Below are 21,949 nucleotides of genomic sequence, written 5' to 3'. Positions count from 1 at the left end.
CGCGTTGATAGAAACCGTCATGTGGGCGGTGCACCATGGCGCATCCGCCCCGCGATGGAGGTGCCCGATGTGCCCGTCCCCTGTGTCCGCGCGCGCCTGGTGCAACAATGAAGTGGCCTATCTGGCGTGGCGTCCGGATGCCCGCATCGACGGCCTGCTGGGTTTCATGATCGTGCGCGTGCATCAGGATGGCGAGCGGCGGCTGTTGCCCACCTGGGTGGCCTTCCAGGGTCAGTCCAATCCTGATTGGCGCCAGCAGGACACCAGCGTCTGGCCGGTGCAGAAGTTTTCCTGGCGCGACCTGACCTTGCGGCGCAGCCGGGACAGCCTGGATGTCCGGCAGCCCTTCACCTGCCACTACGAGATCGTTCCGGTGGGCTATGCTGCCCCCGGCCGGCCGTCGGCGGCGGATTGGGTGGCGCAGACGGGAACCTTCAGCAGTGCCCAGCCCGGCGCCTATACGGGCACGCCCCTGCCCCTGTTCGTCTGCGGCCCGGCGCTGACCACCGACGCCATCACCGTGACTTGGGAGTACGGTGATTTCTCCGCCGTCTTCACCAATGGCATCCTGTCGACGCAGAACTTGCGCCAACAGCTGCACACCCCGGCGGGCCAGGCGCCCAGCAAGGGTTATGTGCTGGACCAGGTGAAGCAGCCGGGAAACCCCATCCGCACTTTCCTGACCGGCGATGTGCTGCCCACCCTGACGGATTTCCTGCAACGGGTGGGGCCCGACGACACCGTCCACGCCGCCCTCTATGAACTGTCGGACGCTGAACTGGTGGCCGGGCTGACGGGCCTGGGCAAACGCCTGCACCTGATCCTGTCCACGGCGGGGGAGGGGACCAAGACCAACCCCGCCTGGGACCGCACCAACGCCGCCGCGCGCACGGCCCTGCACGGCACGGCGGCGGAAGTCGTGGACCGGCTGTTCAACAACAGCGCCCATATCGGTCATAACAAGTTCCTGGTGCACACCGACGCGGAAGGCCGGCCGCTGGCCCTGCTGTCGGGCAGTACCAACTGGACGCCCACGGGCCTGTGCACCCAGTCCAACAACACCATCACCACCACCCGGGCGGACCTGGCACAAATCTATCTGGATTACTGGAACCGGCTGAAGGCGGACACAGGCAGCTTCCCGACGCAGGTGGACACCGGTGCCCCCAACCACAACGTCCAGCAAAAGCCCCTGCGCCAGGCGGGCGGCCACGCCTTTCCGGCCGCCGGCGCCAACCCGCGCATCTGGTGCGCCCCCACGACGATGGCCACCACCAAGACGTCCGCCACCCCGCCGGACCTGGCCGACGTCTTCACCCTGATGGATCGGGCGCGGCACGCCATCCTGTTCCTGACCTTCTACCCCTCGCTGGAAGGCAAACAGAGTATCATCGAGGCGGCGGTGGATTTGGGCAGGCAGCGTCCCGACCTGATGGTCATGGGTGCTGTCAGCAGCCCCCTGGCCCTGCCCATTGAGGGGGATGCGGATGACAAGGACGAAGGCGGCGACGGCCAGGCCAAGATCCCCAGGCCGTCCGTCTATGCACCGGCCGACGCGCCGCAGGTGCTGGTGGTGCGCGCCGCCGCCATCGATACGCCCACGGGCGACCTGCAACCGGAACTGCTGACCGCCGGGGCCGCCATCATCCATGACAAGATCGTGGTGATCGATCCCTTCGACGAAGACTGCGTGGTCGTTACCGGCAGCCACAACCTGGGCTACAAGGCGTCATACGCCAACGACGACAACCTGCTGGTCATCCAGGGCAACCAGGCCCTTGCCCAGGCCTACGCCGTCCACGTCCTGGACGTGTATGAGCATTACCGCCAGCGGGCCATCCTGGAAGAACGGCTGCGCGACGCCCTGCTCAAGGGCCAGGCCGCACCGGTGACACCCCAGGGCGGTTTCCTGTCCACCAAGGACACCTGGCAGGACGCCTATCTGGCGGGGACCAGGGGCAAGGAACTGGCGTACTTCCTCAGCTGACGGCGTCACCGTTTCAGGTTCACCAGGATCACGCCGCCCAGCGCCATCAGGCCGCCGACCACACCCATCACCGTCGGCACCTCGCCCAGCCAGAGGAAGCCCATCAGCGTAGCCAGCGGCGGGGCGCAGTAGAGGAAGTTGCTGGCGCGGGCGGCGGGCAGGCGCGACAGCACGATGGACCAGGTGGCGTAGGCGACCAGGCTGGGCATCACGCCCAGGTATAAGGCCACCACCAGGCCCGGCGCGGCGGCGCTTTGCGCCTGGGCATAGGCGCCGGGCAGCCAGGGCGACAGGGCCAGCGCCCCCACCACCATGTTGGTGGCCGACACGGTCAGGGCCTTGTGGCGGGCGAACAGGGGCTTTTGCACCACGGTGGTGACGGAGTTGCAGAGGGCCGCCCCCAGCACCAGCAGGGCGCCCCAGCCCAGTTGCAGGCCGTGGCCGGTGCCCACCGCCTCATTCAGGGCGATCAGGCCGATGCCGCTGAACGACACGGCGGTGCCGATCCAGCCCCAGCGGCCGAATCGCTCCCCCAACAGGGATGAGGCCAGCACGGCGGTGATGATGGGGTTGATGTTGATGATGAAGGCGGCGGCCCCCGACGACACCGTCTTCTCCCCCATGTTCAGCAGGCCGGTATAGAGGGCCACGAACAGCAGGCCGCCGGTGGCGAAGCGCCAAAGCTCCGCCACGCGGGGCAGGGCCGGGCGGGTGATGGCCAGGTACAGGGCCGCCGGCACCGCCGCGATGCCGAAGCGCGCCGCCCCCAGTTCCAGCGGCCCGAAGGCGGTCAGGCCGGCACGGATGGCGGGAAAGGCCGACGCCCAGATGATGATGGTGATGACCACCGTGGCGAGCGTCGCGCCGTCCAGGCGCGGGGTGCCGGAGGCCGGCACGGCGGCCGGGGATTCACAGGTGGCGGCGACGGGCGTGGGGGACATGGGCGGAAACCTTTCGAGCCGGAACTGTTGACGGGAACAACCGCCGGCCCCCACTAGGCCCGGTTGACTGATGATTGACAATCGAACAAATCGGCAGCCAACTGTGAGCATGGATCACAGCTCAGCCCCCTTGCCGCCGCTGGACGCGCTGCGCGCCTTCGAGGCGGCGGCCCGCACCGGCAGCTTCTCCGCGGCGGCGGAGGGCCTGAACGTCACCCATGGCGCCGTCAGCAGGCAGATCGCCAAGCTGGAACAGTGGCTGGGCCTGCGCCTGTTCCACCGCCAGGCGCGCGGTGTCGCCATGACGCCCGACGGCCAGCGCCTGTTCCAGCGCACCAGCGAGGCCTTCGCCCTGATCGCCGGCACCTCCAACCGCTGGACGGAGCCGCGGGGCGGGGCGGTGGTGCGCCTGACATCCCTGCCGTCCATCTGCGGGCTGTGGCTGATGCCCCGCCTGACCGTGCTGGAGGGTAAGGACTCCGATCCGGGGGGCGCACTCCGAATCTTGCTGTCGGTGGATCATCGCGCCCTGGATCTGGCGGATGAGGGCATGGACCTGGCCATCCGCTGCGGCTGGGGCGCCATGCCGGGCCGGGTGTCGCTGAAGTTGTTCGAGGAATGGTGCTACCCCATCGCCGCCCCCGGCCTAGCGGATGGGATCGGGGCGGGGGATCCGGAGCGGTTGCTGGCCTTTCCCTTGATCCACGACTCCGACGCCACCGGCTGGCGGGCGTGGTTCGGTGCCCATGGGTTGGACTATCGCCCCCGGCCGCAGGATCGGCGGTTCGAGGATTACAACCTGGTGCTGGACGCCTGCGCCTGCGGGCTGGGCATCGCCCTGGCGCGGCCGCCGCTGGTGCAGGGCAAGTTGCGCGGCGGCCGGGTGGTGCCGGTCGACCCGCGCACGGTGCTGAACCCCACGGGGTATTGGCTGGACCGGCCGCCGGGGCGCCTGCGGACGGCGTCGGCCACCCTGGCGCGCCGCATCGCGGTGGAGGCCGGGGTGGATGCGGACGTGCTTGCCGCCTTCCTGGCGGAGGAGGCGCCGGAGGGGCGTGGGCGGCCTTTCATCCCCTGGACGGCGGCCTGACGGGGTAGCGTGGGGCCGAAAACCCAGGCGCAGCCCACGTCAACTTCCCATCCCCCCTTGTGATGACGATTGACAGATTGATTGCAGACGGTATGCATGGCGCGACTTGCGGTGCCGGCTTCCGGCCATGGCGGGGCTCATCGTCATGGGCCGTGCTTGGCGAAGGCGCACCGAACCGGACTTTAGTTTCCCAGGGTATTTGCAAATGACGCGCGCTTTCGTCTTTCCCGGCCAGGGCAGCCAGGCCGTGGGTATGGGCCGTGACTTGGCCGACGCCTTCACCACCGCCCGCGATGTCTTCGGCGAGGTGGATGAGGCGCTGAAGCAGAAGCTGTCCGCCCTGGTGTTCGAGGGCCCGCTGGATGAGCTGACCCTGACGGAGAACGCGCAGCCGGCCCTGATGGCCGTGTCCGTGGCCGTCGCCCGCGTGCTGGAGAAGGACGGCGGGCTGGACCTGGCCAAGGCCGCCAAGTTCGTCGCCGGCCATTCCCTGGGTGAATATTCCGCGCTGTGCGCCGCCGGGGCCCTGACCCTGGCCGATACCGCCCGCCTGCTGAAGCTGCGGGGGCAGAGCATGCAGCGCGCCGTGCCGGTGGGTGTCGGCGCCATGGCCGCCATCATCGGCGCCGATTTCGACGCCGCGCGCAGCATCGCGCAGGACGCCGCCCAGGGTGAGGTCTGCACCGCCGCCAACGACAACGCGCCGGGCCAGGTGGTGATCAGCGGCCACAAGGCCGCCGTGGAACGCGCCATCGCCATCGCGGCGGAGCGGGGTTTCAAGCGCGCCGTGCTGCTGCCGGTGTCCGCCCCCTTCCATTGCCCGCTGATGCAGCCGGCGGCCGATGCCATGGCCGACGCGCTTGCCGATACCGCGATCAAGGCGCCGCGCGTGCCGCTGGTCGCCAACGTCATCGCCAGCACCGTCACCGACCCCGCCGAAATCCGCCGCCTGCTGGTGGTAACAGGTCACCGGTTCCGTGCGTTGGCGCGAAAGCGTGCTGTTCATGAAGGAACAGGGCGTGGAACAGTTGGTGGAACTGGGCGCCGGCAAGGTGCTGGCCGGCATGGCCAAGCGTATCGACAAGGAAATGACCGCCGTGTCGCTGGGCCTGCCCGCCGACATCGAAGCTTTCCTCAAGGCCTGAACTTTAGGACGATAGGGGACATCCCATGTTCGATTTGACCGGCAAGACCGCCCTCGTCACCGGCGCCTCCGGCGGCATCGGTGCCGCCATCGCCCGCACGCTGCACCAGGCCGGCGCCACCGTCGCCCTGTCGGGCACCAAGGTCGAGGCGCTGGAGGCCCTGGCGGCCGAGTTGGGCGACCGCGCCGTCGTCGTGCCCGCCAACCTGTCCGATCCGGCGGCCGTGGAGGCCCTGGCCAAGGACGCGGAGACCAAGCTGGGCCAGGTGGACATCCTGGTGAACAATGCCGGCCTGACCCGCGACGGCCTGATCCTGCGCATGAAGGATGAGGACTGGGCGTCGGTCATCGACGTGAACCTGACCGCGTCCTTCCGCCTGTCCCGCGCCGTGGTGAAGGGCATGATGAAGCGCCGCTGGGGCCGCATCATCGGCATCACCTCCATCGTCGGCGTCACCGGCAACCCGGGCCAAGTCAACTATGCCGCCAGCAAGGCCGGCATGATCGGCATGACCAAGGCCCTGGCGGCCGAGGTCGCCTCGCGCAACATCACCGCCAACTGCGTGGCGCCCGGTTTCATCGCCACCGCGATGACCGACGTGCTGCCCGACGCGCAGAAGGAAAAGCTGACCGCCGGCGTGCCGGCCGGTCGCCTGGGCACGCCGGACGAGATCGCGTCCGCCGTGCTCTACCTGGCCTCGACCGAGGCCGGCTACGTCACCGGCCAGACGCTGCACGTCAACGGCGGCATGGCCATGATTTGAGGCCTTGGGGCTTGGCCTTTGACCAGGTCGGTCCCAAGTACGGCGGGTGCTAGGCAAGACGCGCCCACCTGTGGTATCTGACGGCACTTTTCCAAAGGATGGGCGCTCAGTTTCGTCCGTGCCGGACGTGCCACGCCAATCAACCAAGTTTGTCAAGCAACCCCAACTGTGAAATTCGGGAAGGTATAGGAAATGAGCGACATCGCCGAACGGGTGAAGAAGATCGTCGTCGAGCACCTGGGTGTGGAAGAGGGCAAGGTCACGGACACCGCCAGCTTCATCGATGATCTGGGTGCCGACAGCCTCGACACCGTCGAACTCGTCATGGCCTTCGAGGAAGAGTTCGGGATCGAGATCCCGGACGACGCGGCGGAGAAGATCCTGACCGTGAAGGACGCCATCGACTTCATTTCCAGCAAGCAGGGCTAATCCCCCTTCTTTCCCGGGAAATCGGGTGGCGCACCGCCATAGGGCTGGAAGCGCCACCCGAGACCCAGCCGCCGCAAACGGCGGGGAATGGGCGACCCGGGACGGTCTTTGCTGGACTATCTTTTTCTGGAACTAGGTACAGGTCTACCCATGCGTCGCGTCGTCATCACCGGACTCGGGATGGTCACCCCTCTCGGCACGGGCGTTGAGCACACGTGGAAACACCTGCTCGACGGCCAGTCGGGCATTCGCGCCATCGACACCTTCGACGTGTCGGACCTGCCCGCCAAGATCGGCGGCATGGTTCCGCGGGGCGACGGCACCAACGGCACCTTCAATGCCGATGAATTCGTGCCGCCCAAAGACCAGAAGAAGATGGACGACTTCATCCTCTACGGCATCGCCGCGGCGGCCCAGGCGGTGAAGGACAGCGGCTGGGAGCCCCAGACCGAGGAAGAGCGTGAACGCACCGGCGTCATGATCGGCTCCGGCATCGGTGGCCTGTCCGCGATCTATGAGACGTCCATTCTGCTGAAGGAAAAGGGGCCGCGCCGCGTCTCCCCGTTCTTCATCCCCTCCGCCCTGATCAACCTGGTGTCGGGCCATGTCTCGATCAACCACGGCTTCAAGGGCCCGAACCATTCGGCCGTCACCGCCTGCTCCACTGGCGCGCACGCCATCGGCGACGCCGCCCGGCTGATCATGTGGGAAGACGCCGACGTGATGGTCGCCGGTGGTGCCGAAGCCGCGATCAACCGCCTGGGCGTGGCCGGCTTCGCCGCCGCCCGCGCGCTGTCCACCGGCTTCAACGAGACGCCGGACAAGGCCTCGCGCCCCTATGACAAGGACCGCGACGGCTTTGTCATGGGCGAGGGCGCCGGCGTCGTCGTCCTGGAAGAGCTGGAGCACGCGAAGGCCCGCGGCGCCAAGATTTATGCCGAGGTCGTGGGCTACGGCCTGTCGGGCGACGCCCACCACATCACCGCCCCGGCGGATGATGGCAACGGTGGTTATCGCTCCATGGCCATGGCGCTGAAGCGCGCTGGCATGACCCCGGCCGACATCGACTATGTCAACGCCCACGGCACTTCCACCCCGCTGGGCGACCTGATCGAACTGGGTGCCGTGAAGCGCCTGTTCGGTGAGGCCCTGAACACCGCCTCCATGTCCTCCACCAAGTCGGCCACCGGCCATTTGCTGGGGGCGGCGGGCGCCATCGAGGCCATCTTCTCCATCCTGGCCATCCGCGACCAGGCCGTGCCGCCCACGCTGAACCTGGACAACCCGTCCGACGAATGCGCTGGCGTTGACCTGGTGGCGAAGGTCTCCAAGAAGCGCCGGGTGCGTGCGGCCCTGTCGAACTCCTTCGGGTTCGGCGGCACCAACGCCTCGCTGGTCTTCAAGGAATACACCGGCTCGTGACCGCCAAGGCTCAGGGACCGGCACCGGCCGGTCCCCGCAAAGGGGGCAGTTCCTGGGGCCGCCGTCTGTTCCAGGCGGCGGCCTTGGTGATTCTGGTGTCCGCGGCGCTGGCCTGGATGGGCTATCACCGCTACGTCGATCCCGGCCCCCTGGCGCAGGATAGCACCGTCATCGTCGGCTCCCGCGGCGGCCTGCAGGCCATGGCCCGCACCCTGGCCGATGCCGGCGTGGTGCGCGGCGACATGGACCTGGTGGCGGCCGCCCGCCTGAGCGGCAGCACCCAGGCGCTGAAGCCGGGGGAATACGCCTTTCCCGCCCGCATATCGCTGCGGGACACCATCGCCCTCCTGCGCAGCGGCAAGACCGTGGTGCATCGCCTGACCATTCCGGAGGGGCTGACCGCCGCCCAGGTGGTGGCCCTGATCGAGGCGGAGCCCGCCTTGTTCGGCCCCGTCACCGAGAAGCCGGCGGAGGGCAGCCTGCTGCCCGAGACCTATTTCTTCGGCCTGAACTATCCCCGGGCGCAGATGGTGGAGCGGATGCAGGCCGCCATGCGCAAGGCGGTGGATGAGGCCTGGGCCGCCCGTGCCGCCGGCGTGGCGCTGAAGTCGCCGGAGGAGATGGTGACCCTGGCCTCCCTGGTGGAGAAGGAGACGGGCGTGCCGGCCGAGCGGCCGCACATCGCCGCCGTCTTCTACAACCGCCTGCGGCTGGGCATGCGCCTGCAATCCGACCCTACGGTCATCTACATCCTGGCCAAGGGCACGGGCCCGCTGGACCGTACCCTGACGCATGCCGATCTGGCGGTGGAGTCGCCCTACAACACCTATGCCGTGACCGGCCTGCCGCCCGGCCCCATCGCCAACCCGGGCCGTGCCGCCCTGCGTGCCGCCGCCAATCCGTTGAACAGCGACGACCTCTATTTCGTCGCCGACGGCAGCGGCGGCCACGCCTTCGCGTCCACGCTGGCGGAGCATAACCGCAACGTTGATAAATGGCGTGACCTGCGGGAAAAAGCGCAGCGCTGAGCTAGCCGGCCAGGACCGGCTCATTGCCATAAAGCGCCGCCAGCAGATCGGCGCTGGTGATCAGGCCGGTCAGGCGGCCATCCTTGTCCACCACCATGGCCTCGAACGCCCCGCTGGTCATGGCCGGCAGGATGTTCACCACCGGTGTGGCGGCCAGGGCGGTGACGGCGGGCTGGATCAGGCGGCGTACGCCCTGGCGGCCGGGGACTGTCGCGGCCTGTGCCGGCACCACGCCCAGCAGGCGCCCCGTTTCATCCGTCACCGGCACGCTGCGCAGGTGATAGTCGGCCAGCAGGCCGCGCACGGTGGCTACCGTGTCCTCCGGTCCCACCGCCACCGGCACCTTGGCCTGGATGGCGCCGCAGCGGATGTCGCCATGGCGGCGCTGGTAGGCGCGGGCCTCCACCTGGCGGAAGACGGCGTCCAGATCGTCGCGCGCCACGTCCAACTGTTCGCCGTACTGGGCCAGCACCAGGTCCAAATCCTCCGCCGTATAGCCGGGGCCCTTGGCGGCGGCTTGCGGCTGTGCCGGTGCCACGTGGGGATAGCGATGGCGGGTCAGGTTGTTGAAGGCCAGGCCCATGATCACCAGCAGGGCGGTGTTCACCGCCACCGGTGCCGCCACGAAGCCGAAGCCCGCCGCCTGGATGGCCGGCCCGCCCAGCACGGCCGTCAGGGCCACCGCCCCGCCCGGCGGATGCAGGCAGCGCAGGCACGACATCGCCAGGACGGCCAGGGCGACGGCGCAAGCGCCGGCCAGCATGGGATCGGGGATCAGCCGGGCGCATAGCACGCCGGCCAGACCTGAGACCACATTGCCGCCGAACACCGCCCAGGGCTGGGCCAGCGGCGTGGCCGGGGCCGCGAACACCAGCACGCTGGACGCGCCGATGGGCGCCACCAGATAGGGCAGGCCGGACGCGGTGCCCAGCCACCAGCGGCTGACCAGCGTGGTCAGCAGGATACCCAGCAGGGCGCCGGCGAAGATGCGCAGGCGGGCGGCCATGGGCAGGGCTGGCTGGGTGGGACGGAAGGAGCGAAGATAGGGATGCATGGGGGCGGCACAGGTGGGTTTAGTGTTGGATAAGATGTAAATTGAATCAATCTTATCGTGCCACGATGTATCACGCCGGGCGATGGGGTGGAACCCCAACCATGGGACTGCCGCGGGTACGAAAAAAGCCCATTCCCCGGGGGACGGGGAATGGGCACGGGCGGACGGTGGGTTTGGGGACCGGATGGATGGGAGACCACCCGGGCAGTCAAGCCGCCGCCCGATTGGCAAACAGGATGACGGACGGGGCTCAGTTCACCGTCGTCTGCGCGTGGCTGACGGCGGCGGTCAGGCGGGCGACGCAGTGGCGATGGTCGGTGCCGTCGGGGGTATGGCCCATCTCGGCGCAGGCGCGGGCCTCGGGCACCGGTTGCTGGGCGGCGGTGGCCTGGTTCTTCAGGCTGTCGACGCATGCCGCAAATTCGGTGTTGGCGGGGGCCAGGCCCAGGGTGTCGCGGCAGACGCGGCGGGCGGCGTCGGTCTGCGCCGCCGTCACCGTGACGGCCGGGATGGTGTTGGTGCCGGCGGCCAGGGCCAGGCCGGGGATGGCAAGGACCGCCGCCAGGGTGGTGACGGCCAGGGTTTTCCGAACGATGGATCGCATTTCTCTCTCCTTGTGATGAAAGGGATGGGCGGTTCAGCCGTGGCTGACCTGTAGTTTGGCGGCCAGGGCCTGATGGCGCTCGACCGCGCCGTCGTCGATGGTCACGTGCTCCCCCTGGCTGCGGCGGCGGTCCATCCAGCCACTGATCAGTTCGGCGCAGGTGTGGTCCACGAACCAGAGGGAGCGCAGGCGCAGGGTGACGCGGGCGGCGGGCGGCACGCCCTCCAGCGCCTGGGCCAGGCGGGGCAGTTGCACCAGGCTGGCGGAACCCGCCAGCACCACCTCCCATTCGCCGGGCGCCTTCTCGCGGGTCACCACCAGCAGGCGCAGGCGGCGCGCCCAGGGCAGCAGTTCCAGCAGGCTGAGGCCCAGGCCCACCAGCACGCCGGTCAAGAGATCGGTCGCGACGACGGTGACCAGGGTGACGGCCCAGATGGCGGCCGGCAGGGCGCCGTAGCGTTCGAACAGGTGGCGGGCATGGGCGACGCTGACCAGGCGATATCCCGTGACCACCAGCACGCCGGCCAGCGCCGACATGGGGATGGCACGCAGCAGCCAGGGCAGCAGGGCGACGGCGCCCAGGATCCACACGCCGTGCAGGATGGTGGACAGGCGGGTGGTGGCGCCGGCCTGGACATTGGCGGAACTGCGCACGATGACACCGGTCATGGGCAGGGCGCCGGCCAGGCCGCACAGCAGGTTGCCCACGCCCTGGGCCGTCAGTTCCCGGTTGTAGTTGGTGCGCACGCCGTCATGCATGCGGTCCACCGCCGCCGCCGACAGCAGGGTTTCGGCACTGGCGATGAAGGCGATGGCCAGCGCCATGACCAGCAGCTGGGGCTGCGCCATCACCGACAGGGCCTCATTCAGGCTGGGCGCCTGGATGGTGGCCCACAGGCTTTCCGGCACGGCCACGCGGGTGACCGGCAGGTGCAGCATGGTGGCCGCCAGGGTGGCCACGGCCACGCCCACCAGGGCGCCCGGCACCAGCCGCAGGCGCTGGGGACGCGCCCATTCCCACACCAGCATGGTGGCGATGGTCAGCAGGCCGATGCCCAGCGCCGCCTCGGCGGCATCCCCGCTGAACGGGAACAGGCCGAAATAGGCGGCGGGGGCGGCCACGATGTTGGCCAGGCCGCCCGCCTGGGGCTTGGCGTCCAGCATGACGTGCAACTGCCCCGCCACGATCAGCACGCCGATGCCGGCCAGCATGCCGTGCACCACGGCGGGGGAGATGGCGCGGAACCACTGCCCCAGTTTCAGCAAGCCAGCCGCCACCTGGATCAGGCCGGCCAGGATCAGCACGGGGCCCAGGGCACCGATGCCGGCGTCGCGGATCAGTTCGAAGACGATCACCGCCAGACCCGCGGCGGGACCGCTGACCTGCAAGGGCGATCCCGCCAGCAGGCCCACGACCAGGCCGCCGATGATGCCGGTGATCAGCCCCTTTTCAGGCGGGGCGCCGGAGGCGATGGCGATGCCCATGCACAGGGGCATCGCCACCAGGAAAACCACGATGGAGGCGGGAAGGTCACGCCCCAGCGTGGCGGGCAAGAGCCGCCGCGTCATCGTCCCGTCCTCACTCGGCCGCCGCCGGTTCCAGCGCCGGTTTCGCGGCGGGGTGATGCTTGCAGCAGGGCGTGTCGGTCACCGCTCGGCGCAGGCCGCGCACGGCCACCTGCAGGGTCTGGTTGCTGTCGCCCACCGGCTGGAACTTGCCGGTGTCGCCGTCCAGCGCCAGGATGTGGCCGTTTTCCAGGTCGAAGAACCAGCCGTGCAGGTTCAGTTGGCCGGCGGCCAGCCGGGCGGCGACGGAGGGGTGGCTGCGCAGGTGGTTCAACTGCGCCACCACGTTCTCCATGGACAGCAGGCGTGTCGCCTCCTGGTCCGTCAGTGCCGCATGGTCGTAGGCCTCATGCAGGACGCGGTGGGCGGATTCGGCGTGGCGCAACCAGGCGGCGACGTTGGGCATGTCCTTCAGCGGTGCGGGGTGCAGCAGGGCCTTCATGGCGCCGCAGTCGGAATGGCCGCAGACCACGATGTCCATCACGCCCAGGCCCACCACCGCGTACTCGATGGCGGAAGAGACGCCGCCGTTGGCCTGGCTGAAGGGCGGCACGATGTTGCCGGCGTTGCGGCAGACGAACATCTCGCCCGGCGCGCTCTGGGTGATGATCTCGGGCACGACACGGCTGTCGGCGCAGGAGATCACCAGGGCCTTGGGCCGCTGTCCGTGGTGGGCCAGCTTCTTGTAGAGGGACCGCTGCTCCGGGAAGACAACGGATCGGAAGTGCGAAACGCCGTCGATGATGCTGTCCATGATGGGAAGACCCTCGCGTTCGTTGATGGTCCCCTCTCGGGGTCACCAAGAAACGTAAGGCCCCAGTTTTTCCCGGATGCGTTTCGTTTATGACAAAGTGTGTCTGGCGCTTTTTTGCGGGGCCGCATCCTGTTTCGGTATCGTAATGGTCACCGTCAGCCCGCCCTCCGGCCGGTTGCGCAGGGCGATGGTGCCGCCGTCGCGCCGCACCGCCTGGCGGGCGATGGTCAGGCCCAGGCCGGTGCCGCCGGTGGCGCGGTTGCGGGATTCCTCCATGCGGTGGAAGGGCTCGAACACCATCTCGAACGCGCCGTCGGGGATGCCGGGCCCGTCGTCGCTGATGGAGATGAGGGCGGAGACGCCGGTGTCGCGCACCTCCACCCGGGCGGTGCCGCCATAGGCCAGGGCGTTGTTGATGATGTTGGACAGGGCGCGGCGCATGCCCAGCGGCCGGAAGGTCAGGGCCAGCCGCTCGGGCCCGTCGTAGCTGGCGACGTGGCCGGCGTCGGTGGCGTTGTCCACCAGGGTGTTCAGCAGGGCCGGCAGGTCGCTGCGCCGCGGCTTCTCCGGGTCTTCGTCACCGCCCAGATAGTCCAGCAGGTCCTTGACCATGGCCTCCATCTCATTGAGGTCGGCGTCGAAGGCGGTGCGTTCCTCCGCGTTCGGCAGGAAACCGGCGCGCAGGCGCAGGCGGCCGATGGGGGTGCGCAGATCGTGCGATACGGCGGCCAGCGCCTGCGTCCGGCTGCTGATCAGGCGGTCGATGCGCTGCTGCATGGCGTTGAAGGCCTGGGCCACGTGGCGGATTTCCTGTGGTCCGCGCGGCGGGATCAGCACGGGCGGGCCGTTGCCGATGGCGTCCGCCGCCTTCACCAGCGTTTTCAATGGTGCCGCCAGGGTCTGGACCAGCAGCAGGGCCATCAGCAGCACGCCGATGGACAGCAGGGCGATGGACCCCAGCTGGGCATAGATCACCGGCACCGGCGATTGCAGGTTGGTGAGGTGGAAGGACAGGATGCTGCCGTCCACCAGCCGCAGGTCGCCATCGAAGGCCTTCACCGGCGGCTGGCTGGTCGCGCGCAGGCGCAGGTCCAGGTCGGCCAGCGCCGGTTGGTGGGTGATCATCTCCCGCCGCAGGCGCCGTCCGTCCGGGGTGTCGCCCTGGACCACGCGGGCATTGGGGACGGTGTTCCAGGTGAAGGCGAGATAACCGGTGGACAGCGAACTCGCCACGGTGGCGCGGCGGGCGGGATCGATGGCCACCAGCACGTGGCCGGCCGTTTCCACCTGTTCGGCGATGTGCCAGGCCTGGCTCTCATCGCCGTAGGTCTGTTCCGCCTGGCCCAGAACGACGGCGTTGCCGATGACGGCCAGCAGCACGGCGCCGAACAGCACCACGGCCAGCCGGCCGATCAGGCTGCGCGGCCACAAGCGGCCCAGCCAATGGCGCAGGCGCCTCATAACACCGTCACGTCGGCGGTGAAGATATAGCCCACGCCGCGTATCGTGCGGATCAGCCGGTTGTCATCGTTCAGCTTGCGGCGCAAACGGCTGACCAGCACATCGACGCTACGGTCCGACACGTCGCCCAGGCGCACGCGGGACAGTTCCAGCAAGCGGTCGCGGCCGATGACCCGCTGGCGGTTCTCCAGGAAGCTGACCAGCAGGTCATGCTCCGCCCCCGACAGCTCGACCGCGACACCTTCGGGGTCGGTCAGTTCACGGCGGCGGCGATCCAGGCGCCAGCCGGCGAATTCCATCGCGTCCTGCGGGGTGGTGCCGATGGTGCCGCCGGCATCGCCGTTGCGGGGGTGCGCCGCGCGGCGCAGCAGGGCGCGGATGCGGGCCAGCAGTTCCTTGGCGCTGAAGGGCTTGGGCACATAATCGTCGGCCCCCATCTCCAGCCCCAGGACCAAATCGATCTCCTCGCCATGGGCGCTGACCATGATGATGGGGACGTGGCTGTCGCGCCGCAGGTCGCGGCAGATGTCCAGGCCGCTCTGGCCCGGCAGCATGACGTCCAGCAGGACCAGGTCGAAGGCTCCCTGGCCTAGGGCCTGGGCCATCTCCCGCCCATCGCGCACGCCCAACGGCTCGAACCCGTTCTCCCGCAACACGCGCACGATCAGGGTGCGCATGGCCGGGTCGTCCTCGACCACCAGGATGCGCGCGATGGATAGGCTGTTCATCGGCCTTAGATAAGGATGCGCGCCGCCGGTTCCAGGGGGCGGGCGCCCGTCCATGCTGCATATGCACAGGGGAAGGGCGCTGGTTGACGACTAAGGAGGATGGGCAGATGATGACCATGGATGGTCATTTTAGGATGGACGCCATGGGTACGGCCGTATCGATCGCACAGGCCAAGGCGGAGTTCGCGTCCCTGGTGGCCCGGACGGAGGCGGGTGAAGAAATCATCGTGACCCGCAACGGCCGGCCGGTGGCGCGATTGACAGGCTTGGCCAGTCAACCGGTCACCTATGACGACTTGGCGGGCTTGCGCATTGATGAGGATTTGGCGCTACCGGAAGACATGATCGCCGACTTCATGCCGGGACATGACGATTTATGAGCAAGGCCGTCTTGCTCGATACCCACATTTACCTATGGCTGCGAACGGATTCGGCGCGCCTAACACAGGATGAGCGCGCGCATATCGATCAGGCGGTCATCCGCTATGTAAGCGCGGTTAGCCTATGGGAAATCGCTTTGCTGATGGGGCTGGGGCGCATTGACGACGATGCCCGTCTGTTCACGCTTCCTCACGGCATAGACCTGTTGCTGGTTACGCCAGCCCACTGCCAAGCAGTGCTGGCCTTGCCCGCCATTCATCGCGACCCGTTTGACCGAATGCTGATCGCGCAGTCGCGCGTCGATAATCTGGCGCTGCTGACCCGCGACGGAAAAATCCTAAGTTATGGGGCCATTGCCGGCGATCCTTGATGCCCTGTCACGCCTTGCACCAGTCGAAAAACTTCGGCGACAGCCGCTTTTCCAGGTAGCCGCCGTTTTCCTTCAGGTTCCACAGATCCGTCTGCCCGTCCGTGTCCCAGGTCCAATAGGCCCAGCCGGCGAAATGCAGGGCGCAGGACTGGCGCAGCACGCCCCGCAGGGTGGCATCGACCTGGCCGATGTCTTTGATCTCGCCCTTGAACGCGCCGGTTTCCGCTAGCAGCACCGGTTTGCTGTCGCGGGTGGGGGAATATTCCAGCGAGGCCAGTTGGTCGTCCAGGGTGGCCCCCGCCGTGTGGGGATAGAGGTGGATTTCCAGGAAGTCGGCCTTTGAGTCCTGGATGGCCGACAGCCGCAGGGGCTGGCGCGGGTCGCCCCATTTCGCGTCGTGCTGGAACACGCCGACATAGCCGGGGCGGAAGACGTCCAGGGGGCTGAAGACACTGGCGGTGAACAGCATGCCGGGTGCCGCCTGCTTGGCCTCCGCGATTACGCCGTCGATCCACCGCGTGGTGGCCGCGTCCGCCAGGCGTTGGCGGCTGGTGGCGTCGGACAGGTCGATGACGCTGCCATCCTCCGCCGTATAGCGGCCGGTCTCGCGGGAGAAGGGCAGGTCCTTGGACTCAAAGCCCAGTTCGTTCCACAGATCGACGCAGAAGACGGCGGACAGCAGGTGCGGGTCGGCCGCCTTGATGGCCGCCAGCACGTCGGCGATATAACGGCCGTAGGCGTGGCTTTCCCCCCGGCTCAACAGCATCTCATTGATGCCGGCGGTGTTCTGTCGGTCCGGTTCCGGGAAGCCGTCGCGGGGTACCAGCATGTAGTAATTGGCGGGCAGCCATTGCCCGGTCGGCTCCACATACAGGCCCTCGGCCGCGGCGGCACGGATGAAGTCGATGACATTGGCCATGTAGGTGGGGTTCAGGCCGAACGTTCCGGCGGGGCCCGCGATGCCGACGGCGTCCAGCCGGATACGGACGAAATTGAACCCGTCGCGGGCGATTGCCCGAAGGCTTTGATGGATGGCCGTGCGATGGGCCGGGTAATAGTCCGGGTTGAAGCTGATGTTCTGCTGGGTGGCGGGTGTGCCCGGTGAGACCACCACCCAGTTGACGCCCTGCGGGATGAAAGGGCGACCATCCGCCGTGACGAACCGCGCGTGGTTGTCGGCGTCGGTCGCCACCGTGATGGCGGGTAAGGCGGCGTGCGCCACCGGGCTGAGAACGATGGCCAGCCCGCAAACCAAACCCGCTACGCGCCGCGTCAGTCCCATCGCCCATCCCCCGTCTGTTCGGACGATGGTAGGGAAAGCCGGTGCCAAGGCAATGGCCGCTCCGCCGGCCGTTACCAAAAATAACCGGCCGGCAACAACGGCGTATTGGTGGGTTTCCGGCTGGTTGCGCGTTCCGCCTTATCGCGCCAGGTGCTTGTTAAAGAATCGCCAGATGACGTCGTAGGCCTGTTTGGCCTCATCGCTGCCGACGACGTAGGTGAACTCGCCATGGCCCAGGCCTTCCTGCACGAACAGCTGGGTTTCCACGCCGGCCGCCAGCAGGCGGGTGTTGGTGATCAGCGCGTTGCTCATGGCGCTGTCGCGGGTGCTGGTGACCAGCAGGGTGGGCGGGAACTTGGCCAGCACCTCGGGGAACAGGGCCGGGCTGATCAGCGGGTCGTTCTGGTCGCGGCCGGCCAGGTACAGGCTGCCGGCGCCGTTTTTCATGTCGTCGTCGGTCGCCTGGAGGCGGGCGTTCATCATCTGGGTGGTGGCGAAGGAATCGCCGCCGTACCAGAAGCCCGGCATGGCACCGGAACAGAAGATGCCGACGGCGCCCGGCATGGGTAGCTTGCGGCTTTGCAGCCACGCCACCGACTGCGCCACCAGCGTGCCGCCGGCCGAACAGCCGTAGATGCCGATCTCCGCCGGTTTGTACTGCTTCAGCAGGGCGCGGTAGACCTGCTCCACATCCTCCGACGCGGCGGGGAAGCGGTTCTCCGGCGCCAGGCGGTAATCGACGGTCACCACCTTGATGCGGCCGCGGCCAGCCACCGGCACCGATTCCGCCAGGCCGCCGGAAACGGCACCGGCGAAGAAGCCGCCGCCATGCAGGTTGATCAGCACCCGGTGCTGGTTCTCGGGCGCCACGCCGCTGGCCGGCGTCACCACGTCGGTGCGCACGCCATTCATCGTCACCGTTTCGATGCGCGCGGGATAGACGGCCAGCCATTTGGCCGTGACGGCTTTCTGGAAGGTGTCGGTGCCGGCGCGGGCGGCCGGGACGCCATCTTCGCGCAGCACCGGTACGGGCGGGCGCACCAGGCGTGCCGCCTGTACCGCCTTGGCTTCGGGGCTCAGGAAATCCGACAGTGGCACGGCCAGGCCGTCGACATGGATGGTGCCGTCGGCATCGACCGTGATGGCCTCGGGCTTGGGCGTGCTGGCCGCCGGCTCCGCCGCCATGGCGGCCAGCGGGACGGAGAGGGACAGGGGCAACAGCAGGCGCGCGATCGATGTAAGCAAAGCCATCATGGGTCCCCGTCCGGAAAGATGCCGATGGGGCAGGCTCAACCATAAGTCTGTTCTGCCGACAGGCCGGCGTCCAGGCGTGGCCGCCAGGTGGTCGAAAGGCTGTCAGTGCTGAAAAGAAAAGGCTTTCAGGCTTTCTTTTCCCAGCCCTTCTCCGTCTGCTGCCAATAGGTGAGGTCCAGGCCCAAATCCTTGGCGGCCTTCCAGCGCAGGCGGGCGGCGGTGACGGCGTCGGGATCGGCGCCGTCGAAGATGTCGCAGACGCGGGTGTATTCGGCCATGCGCGCGCTGGTGGCGCCGTCGGTCAGGAACAGCACCTGGGCCTCATTGGGCCGCTCATCCGTCGTCGTCAGCCAGACCGGCTGGTCGGCGGCGTGCCCGTCCTTGGCCGTGCCGTGCGGCAGGAAGCTGTCCGGCCGCCAGGTCCACAGGTGCTGGGCCAACTGCTCCGTCCGCTCCTCCGCCGTGGACAGCACGACGGCCCGCCAGCCGCGTGCCAAAGACCGCTCCAGCAGGTCGGGCAGGGTCTGTTCCAGGCTGCGCCGTTGCAGGTGGTAGAAGTTGACCTCGGTCATCATTGTCCCGGCCGCGAATGAAAAGGGGCGGCCCGCTGCCGGACCGCCCCCGATCTTACCCTGACAACATGGGGCGTTGTCAGCCTTCGTAATAATCCGCCACCAGCCGGTCCAGCAGGCGCACGCCGTAGCCTGACGCACCCTTGGGCACGGTGGCGCCGTCCTTCTTGGTCCAGGCAGTGCCGGCGATGTCCAGGTGGGCCCACGGCACGTCGTTGACGAAGCGCTGCAGGAACACCGCACCGATGATGCTGCCGGCCTTGCCGGGGCTGCCGATGTTCTTCATGTCGGCGACGTCGCAGTCGATGTCCTTGTCGTAGGCGGCGCCCAGCGGCATGCGCCACAGGGTCTCACCCGTCTTCAGGCCGGCGTCGGTCAGGCGCTGCGACAGTTCGTCGTTGTTGGAGAACAGGCCGGCATGCTCATTGCCCAGCGACACGATGATGGCGCCGGTCAGGGTCGCCAGGTCCACCATGAACTTGGGCTTGAAGGTGGCCTGGGTGTACCACAGCGCGTCGGCCAGGATCAGGCGGCCTTCGGCGTCGGTGTTCAGCACCTCGATCGTCTGGCCGGACATGCTGGTGACGACGTCGCCCGGGCGCTGGGCGTTGCCGTCGGGCATGTTCTCAACCAGGGCCACCACGCCGACCACGTTGGCCTTGGCCTTGCGGCCGGCCAAGGCGGCCATCAGGCCGATGACGGCGCCGGAGCCCGCCATGTCCCACTTCATGTCTTCCATGCCGCCAGCCGGCTTGATGGAGATGCCGCCGGTGTCGAAGGTGACACCCTTGCCGACGAAGGCCACGGGGGCGTCGGCCTTACCGCCGCCGTTCCAGCGCATGATCACCAGCCGGGGCGGACGGGACGAGCCCTGGCCCACGCCCAGCAGGGCGCCCATGCCCAGCTTGGCCATCTTCTTCTCGTCCAGCACCTCGATCTCGACACCCAGGTCGGCCAGGGCCTGGCAGCGCTCCGCCAAGGTTTCCGGGTAGATGACGTTCGGCGGTTCCGACACCACGTCGCGGGTCAGGAACACGCCGTCGGCGATCTTCTCCAGCTTGCCATAGGCCTTCTTGGCGCCGGCATGCTCCGCCGTCGCCAGCGTCAGCTTCTTCAGCGTCGGCTTCTGGTCCTTGGGCTCCTTGGTCCGGTACTTGTCGAAGCGGTAGCTGCGCAGGCGGGCGCCGAAGCCGACGTTGGCGGCGAAGGTCGCGGCCGGCAGGGCCACGCCGTCATGGCCGTCCAGCACCAGGGTGACGTCGGAGTCGCCGGCCTTGGCCAGGCTGACGGCCACGGTGCCGCCCAGCGACTGGGCGGTCAGGTCCGTCGCCTTCTCCGGCGTGCCGATGCCGACCAGCAGAATGCGGGTGTAGTCGGTGCCGACCGGGGCCAGCAGGGTCAGCGTCTCATCCGCCTTGCCGGTATAGCGCCCGGCCTCCATGGCGCGCACCAGCGCGCCGCCGGCCTTCTGGTCCAGTTCGGTGCCCAGGTGGCCCAGCCCGCGCCCCTGCGTCACCGTGATGGCCAGCGTGCCGGCGGCGGGCAGGGCGGATTGGGCGTAAGCGATCTTCATCTTGGCCTCTCTTGGTGGTCCCTGGCGACGGGCCGGAGGATCGTCCCCGCCGCGAATGACTGCGCCTTATGGCGTTTACCCAGCTATACAGGATTTCTCAATGTTGTACGCCGTTACTCAAAGTCCAGGGCCGCCTGAAATCCAGGGGCGAAATCCGGCCCTGCGGCGCCCCGGCGGTTGTTTCTGGCAACAGGAGTCGATAAGAACACCGTGCCATCCTCTGTCAAGGCGCGCGTCGGTCCTCGTATGCCCCGGTTTCGCCAAAATGCGGGGGCCTATACTGGCCGGGCCGGCGGGCCCCCATATGGGAACGGTCTTGGCGTTTGAGGTGTGGTGAGGGAACCACCGGCGGGGTGCCGCCGGGCGGGCCCGTTTTTATGCGTTGTGGAGTACGATGAACCTGATCGGTCGGTATTTGTCGCGCAACCTCGTCGTGGCGATGGTCTTCGTCACCGCCGGGTTGTCTTCGACCATCTGGATGACGCAATCCCTGCGCCTGATCCAGCTTGTGGTCGAGGGCGGCGCCCCGATCACCATGTTCCTGCGCCTGGCGTTCTCCACCCTGCCCACCTTCCTGGCGCTGGTCATGCCCTGGGGCGTGCTGATCGCCACGCTGTTCACCTATAACCGCCTGACGCTGGACAGCGAACTGGTGGTGATGCGCGCGGCCGGCATGGGGCCGCTGACCCTGGCCCGCCCGGCCTTGCAGATGTCGGCCGTGGTGCTGGTGCTGTGCCTGCTGCTGAACCTGTTCCTGGCGCCCGCGGCGCAACGCGAGTTCGTGCGCCTGCGCGAGGAAATTCGCACCGACTATTCTTCCGTGCTGCTGCGTGAAGGCATGTTCAACGACGTGGGCGAGGGCAAGACCGTCTACGTCCGCCAGCGTGGTGCCGAGGGGATGTTGAGCGGCCTGATCATCTATGACGCCAGCAAGCCGCAGCACCCCATCATGATCATCGCGGACCACGGCATCCTGGTGACGGCGGAGGCCGGGCCCCGCGTCATCGTCTATGACGGCGTGCGCCAGGAATACGACCGCGACACGGGCCATGCCTCCAACCTGGAATTCCAGCGCTATACCGTGGACCTGAAGGTGCTGAACGCCGGGGAGCCGCCGCGCTGGCCGGACCCGCGTGAGCGGCCGCTGAGCGACCTGCTGTTCGACACCGGGATCCCGATGGACACGATGCTGCGCCCCCGCCTGAACCAGGAACTGCACCAGCGTTTCGCGACGCCGTTGCTGGCCCCGGCCTTCGCCATGCTGGGGCTGACCGCCCTGATGTCGGGTGAATTCTCCCGCCGGGGGCAGGCGCGCCGCATCGCCCTGGCCGTGATTTTCGGCATGCTGCTGCAGGCCATGATGCTGGGCATTTCCAACCTGGCGGTGAAGACCCAGGCGTTCAACGTGGTGCTCTACCTGGTGGGTATCGTGCCGGTGTTCGGCGGCTATTGGTATCTGCAGAACTGGCGGCGGCTGAGGCGGAGCGGGCCCAAGCGGGCGGCGTCCCCGCCCTCCGGGACGCTGGGTGGAAAGACGGCCTGATC

The 21,949-nt window shown here is 68.2% G+C and carries 20 protein-coding genes and 1 pseudogene; 10 read left to right on the top strand and 11 right to left on the bottom strand.

The genetic code is table 11. The features are described 5' to 3' along the window. The first annotated feature begins 67 nt into the window (after nt 1–67). Nucleotides 68–1,987 carry a phospholipase D-like domain-containing protein gene (locus PW843_07130; GenBank protein MDE1146384.1) on the top strand — a complete coding sequence of 640 codons (1,920 nt, stop codon included), beginning with the start codon at nt 68–70 and terminating at the stop codon, nt 1,985–1,987. A 5-nt stretch (nt 1,988–1,992) separates the two neighbouring features. Here the strand turns inward: PW843_07130 and PW843_07125 are convergent, their stop codons facing one another. Then, entirely contained in the window at nt 1,993–2,928 is a 936-nt protein-coding gene (locus tag PW843_07125; GenBank protein ID MDE1146383.1) for a DMT family transporter, read from the bottom strand. Nucleotides 2,929–3,037: 109 nt separating this feature from the next. Here PW843_07125 and PW843_07120 point away from each other — a divergent pair, with 109 nt between their 5' ends. The 6 genes and pseudogenes from PW843_07120 to mltG all read left to right on the top strand — a co-directional run bounded on the left by PW843_07120 (nt 3,038) and on the right by mltG (nt 8,805). After that, nucleotides 3,038–4,018, top strand: coding sequence for a LysR family transcriptional regulator (locus PW843_07120; protein MDE1146382.1), 981 nt, complete (start codon nt 3,038–3,040; stop codon nt 4,016–4,018). Between the two features lie 205 nt (nt 4,019–4,223). Beyond that, nucleotides 4,224–5,163, top strand: a pseudogene (fabD, locus tag PW843_07115) (ACP S-malonyltransferase). A 25-nt stretch (nt 5,164–5,188) separates the two neighbouring features. Beyond that, the gene (fabG, locus tag PW843_07110; GenBank protein MDE1146381.1) at nt 5,189–5,926 is read left to right on the top strand and encodes a 3-oxoacyl-[acyl-carrier-protein] reductase; all 738 of its coding nucleotides are present in this window, start codon (nt 5,189–5,191) and stop codon (nt 5,924–5,926) included. A 192-nt stretch (nt 5,927–6,118) separates the two neighbouring features. Beyond that, nucleotides 6,119–6,355: an acyl carrier protein gene (locus PW843_07105; GenBank protein ID MDE1146380.1), complete on the top strand. Its 237-nt coding sequence runs from the start codon at nt 6,119–6,121 to the stop codon at nt 6,353–6,355. Between the two features lie 150 nt (nt 6,356–6,505). Then, nucleotides 6,506–7,777, top strand: a complete 1,272-nt coding sequence (fabF, locus tag PW843_07100; GenBank protein MDE1146379.1) for a beta-ketoacyl-ACP synthase II — start codon at nt 6,506–6,508, stop codon at nt 7,775–7,777. Further along, complete coding sequence (mltG, locus tag PW843_07095) at nt 7,774–8,805, top strand: endolytic transglycosylase MltG (GenBank protein ID MDE1146378.1); 1,032 nt, start codon at nt 7,774–7,776, stop codon at nt 8,803–8,805. Before fabF ends, mltG begins: the two co-directional genes overlap by 4 nt. 1 nt (nt 8,806) lies before the next feature. Here mltG and PW843_07090 read toward each other — a convergent pair whose 3' ends face one another. From PW843_07090 to PW843_07065, 6 genes are all read right to left on the bottom strand, one after another. Beyond that, nucleotides 8,807–9,859, bottom strand: a complete 1,053-nt coding sequence (locus tag PW843_07090; GenBank protein ID MDE1146377.1) for an HPP family protein — start codon at nt 9,857–9,859, stop codon at nt 8,807–8,809. Between the two features lie 250 nt (nt 9,860–10,109). Continuing rightward, nucleotides 10,110–10,463, bottom strand: coding sequence for a hypothetical protein (locus PW843_07085; protein ID MDE1146376.1), 354 nt, complete (start codon nt 10,461–10,463; stop codon nt 10,110–10,112). A gap of 33 nt (nt 10,464–10,496) precedes the next feature. Further along, nucleotides 10,497–12,032 (bottom strand): SulP family inorganic anion transporter, encoded by a 1,536-nt coding sequence (locus PW843_07080; protein ID MDE1146375.1) that lies wholly within the window; start codon nt 12,030–12,032, stop codon nt 10,497–10,499. Between the two features lie 10 nt (nt 12,033–12,042). Next, on the bottom strand, nt 12,043–12,783 hold the full coding sequence (locus PW843_07075) for a carbonic anhydrase (protein MDE1146374.1): 741 nt from the start codon (nt 12,781–12,783) through the stop codon (nt 12,043–12,045). Nucleotides 12,784–12,870: 87 nt separating this feature from the next. Beyond that, nucleotides 12,871–14,244 carry an ATP-binding protein gene (locus PW843_07070; protein ID MDE1146373.1) on the bottom strand — a complete coding sequence of 458 codons (1,374 nt, stop codon included), beginning with the start codon at nt 14,242–14,244 and terminating at the stop codon, nt 12,871–12,873. Then, entirely contained in the window at nt 14,241–14,972 is a 732-nt protein-coding gene (locus PW843_07065; protein MDE1146372.1) for a response regulator transcription factor, read from the bottom strand. The genes PW843_07070 and PW843_07065 overlap by 4 nt, the downstream gene beginning before the upstream one ends. 143 nt (nt 14,973–15,115) lie before the next feature. Here PW843_07065 and PW843_07060 point away from each other — a divergent pair, with 143 nt between their 5' ends. After that, nucleotides 15,116–15,352, top strand: coding sequence for a type II toxin-antitoxin system prevent-host-death family antitoxin (locus PW843_07060; protein ID MDE1146371.1), 237 nt, complete (start codon nt 15,116–15,118; stop codon nt 15,350–15,352). Beyond that, a complete protein-coding gene (locus PW843_07055) occupies nt 15,349–15,723 on the top strand; it encodes a type II toxin-antitoxin system VapC family toxin (GenBank protein MDE1146370.1) in 375 nt (124 codons plus the stop codon). Before PW843_07060 ends, PW843_07055 begins: the two co-directional genes overlap by 4 nt. Before the next feature lie 7 nt (nt 15,724–15,730). Here the strand turns inward: PW843_07055 and PW843_07050 are convergent, their stop codons facing one another. From PW843_07050 to PW843_07035, 4 genes are all read right to left on the bottom strand, one after another. Beyond that, complete coding sequence (locus tag PW843_07050) at nt 15,731–17,005, bottom strand: hypothetical protein (protein ID MDE1146369.1); 1,275 nt, start codon at nt 17,003–17,005, stop codon at nt 15,731–15,733. Between the two features lie 138 nt (nt 17,006–17,143). Further along, nucleotides 17,144–18,259 (bottom strand): alpha/beta hydrolase fold domain-containing protein, encoded by a 1,116-nt coding sequence (locus tag PW843_07045; protein MDE1146368.1) that lies wholly within the window; start codon nt 18,257–18,259, stop codon nt 17,144–17,146. Between the two features lie 125 nt (nt 18,260–18,384). Next, a complete protein-coding gene (locus PW843_07040; protein ID MDE1146367.1) occupies nt 18,385–18,831 on the bottom strand; it encodes a DNA polymerase III subunit chi in 447 nt (148 codons plus the stop codon). Between the two features lie 79 nt (nt 18,832–18,910). Then, entirely contained in the window at nt 18,911–20,404 is a 1,494-nt protein-coding gene (locus PW843_07035) for a leucyl aminopeptidase (protein ID MDE1146366.1), read from the bottom strand. A gap of 394 nt (nt 20,405–20,798) precedes the next feature. Here PW843_07035 and lptF point away from each other — a divergent pair, with 394 nt between their 5' ends. Further along, on the top strand, nt 20,799–21,947 hold the full coding sequence (gene lptF / locus PW843_07030; GenBank protein MDE1146365.1) for an LPS export ABC transporter permease LptF: 1,149 nt from the start codon (nt 20,799–20,801) through the stop codon (nt 21,945–21,947). The last annotated feature ends 2 nt before the right edge of the window (nt 21,948–21,949 follow it).

This window comes from Azospirillaceae bacterium, assembly GCA_028283825.1.
GTDB lineage: Bacteria > Pseudomonadota > Alphaproteobacteria > Azospirillales > Azospirillaceae > Nitrospirillum.
The sequence above is the reverse complement of the archived record's forward strand: the minus strand, read 5'-3'. Positions and strand labels throughout refer to the sequence as shown.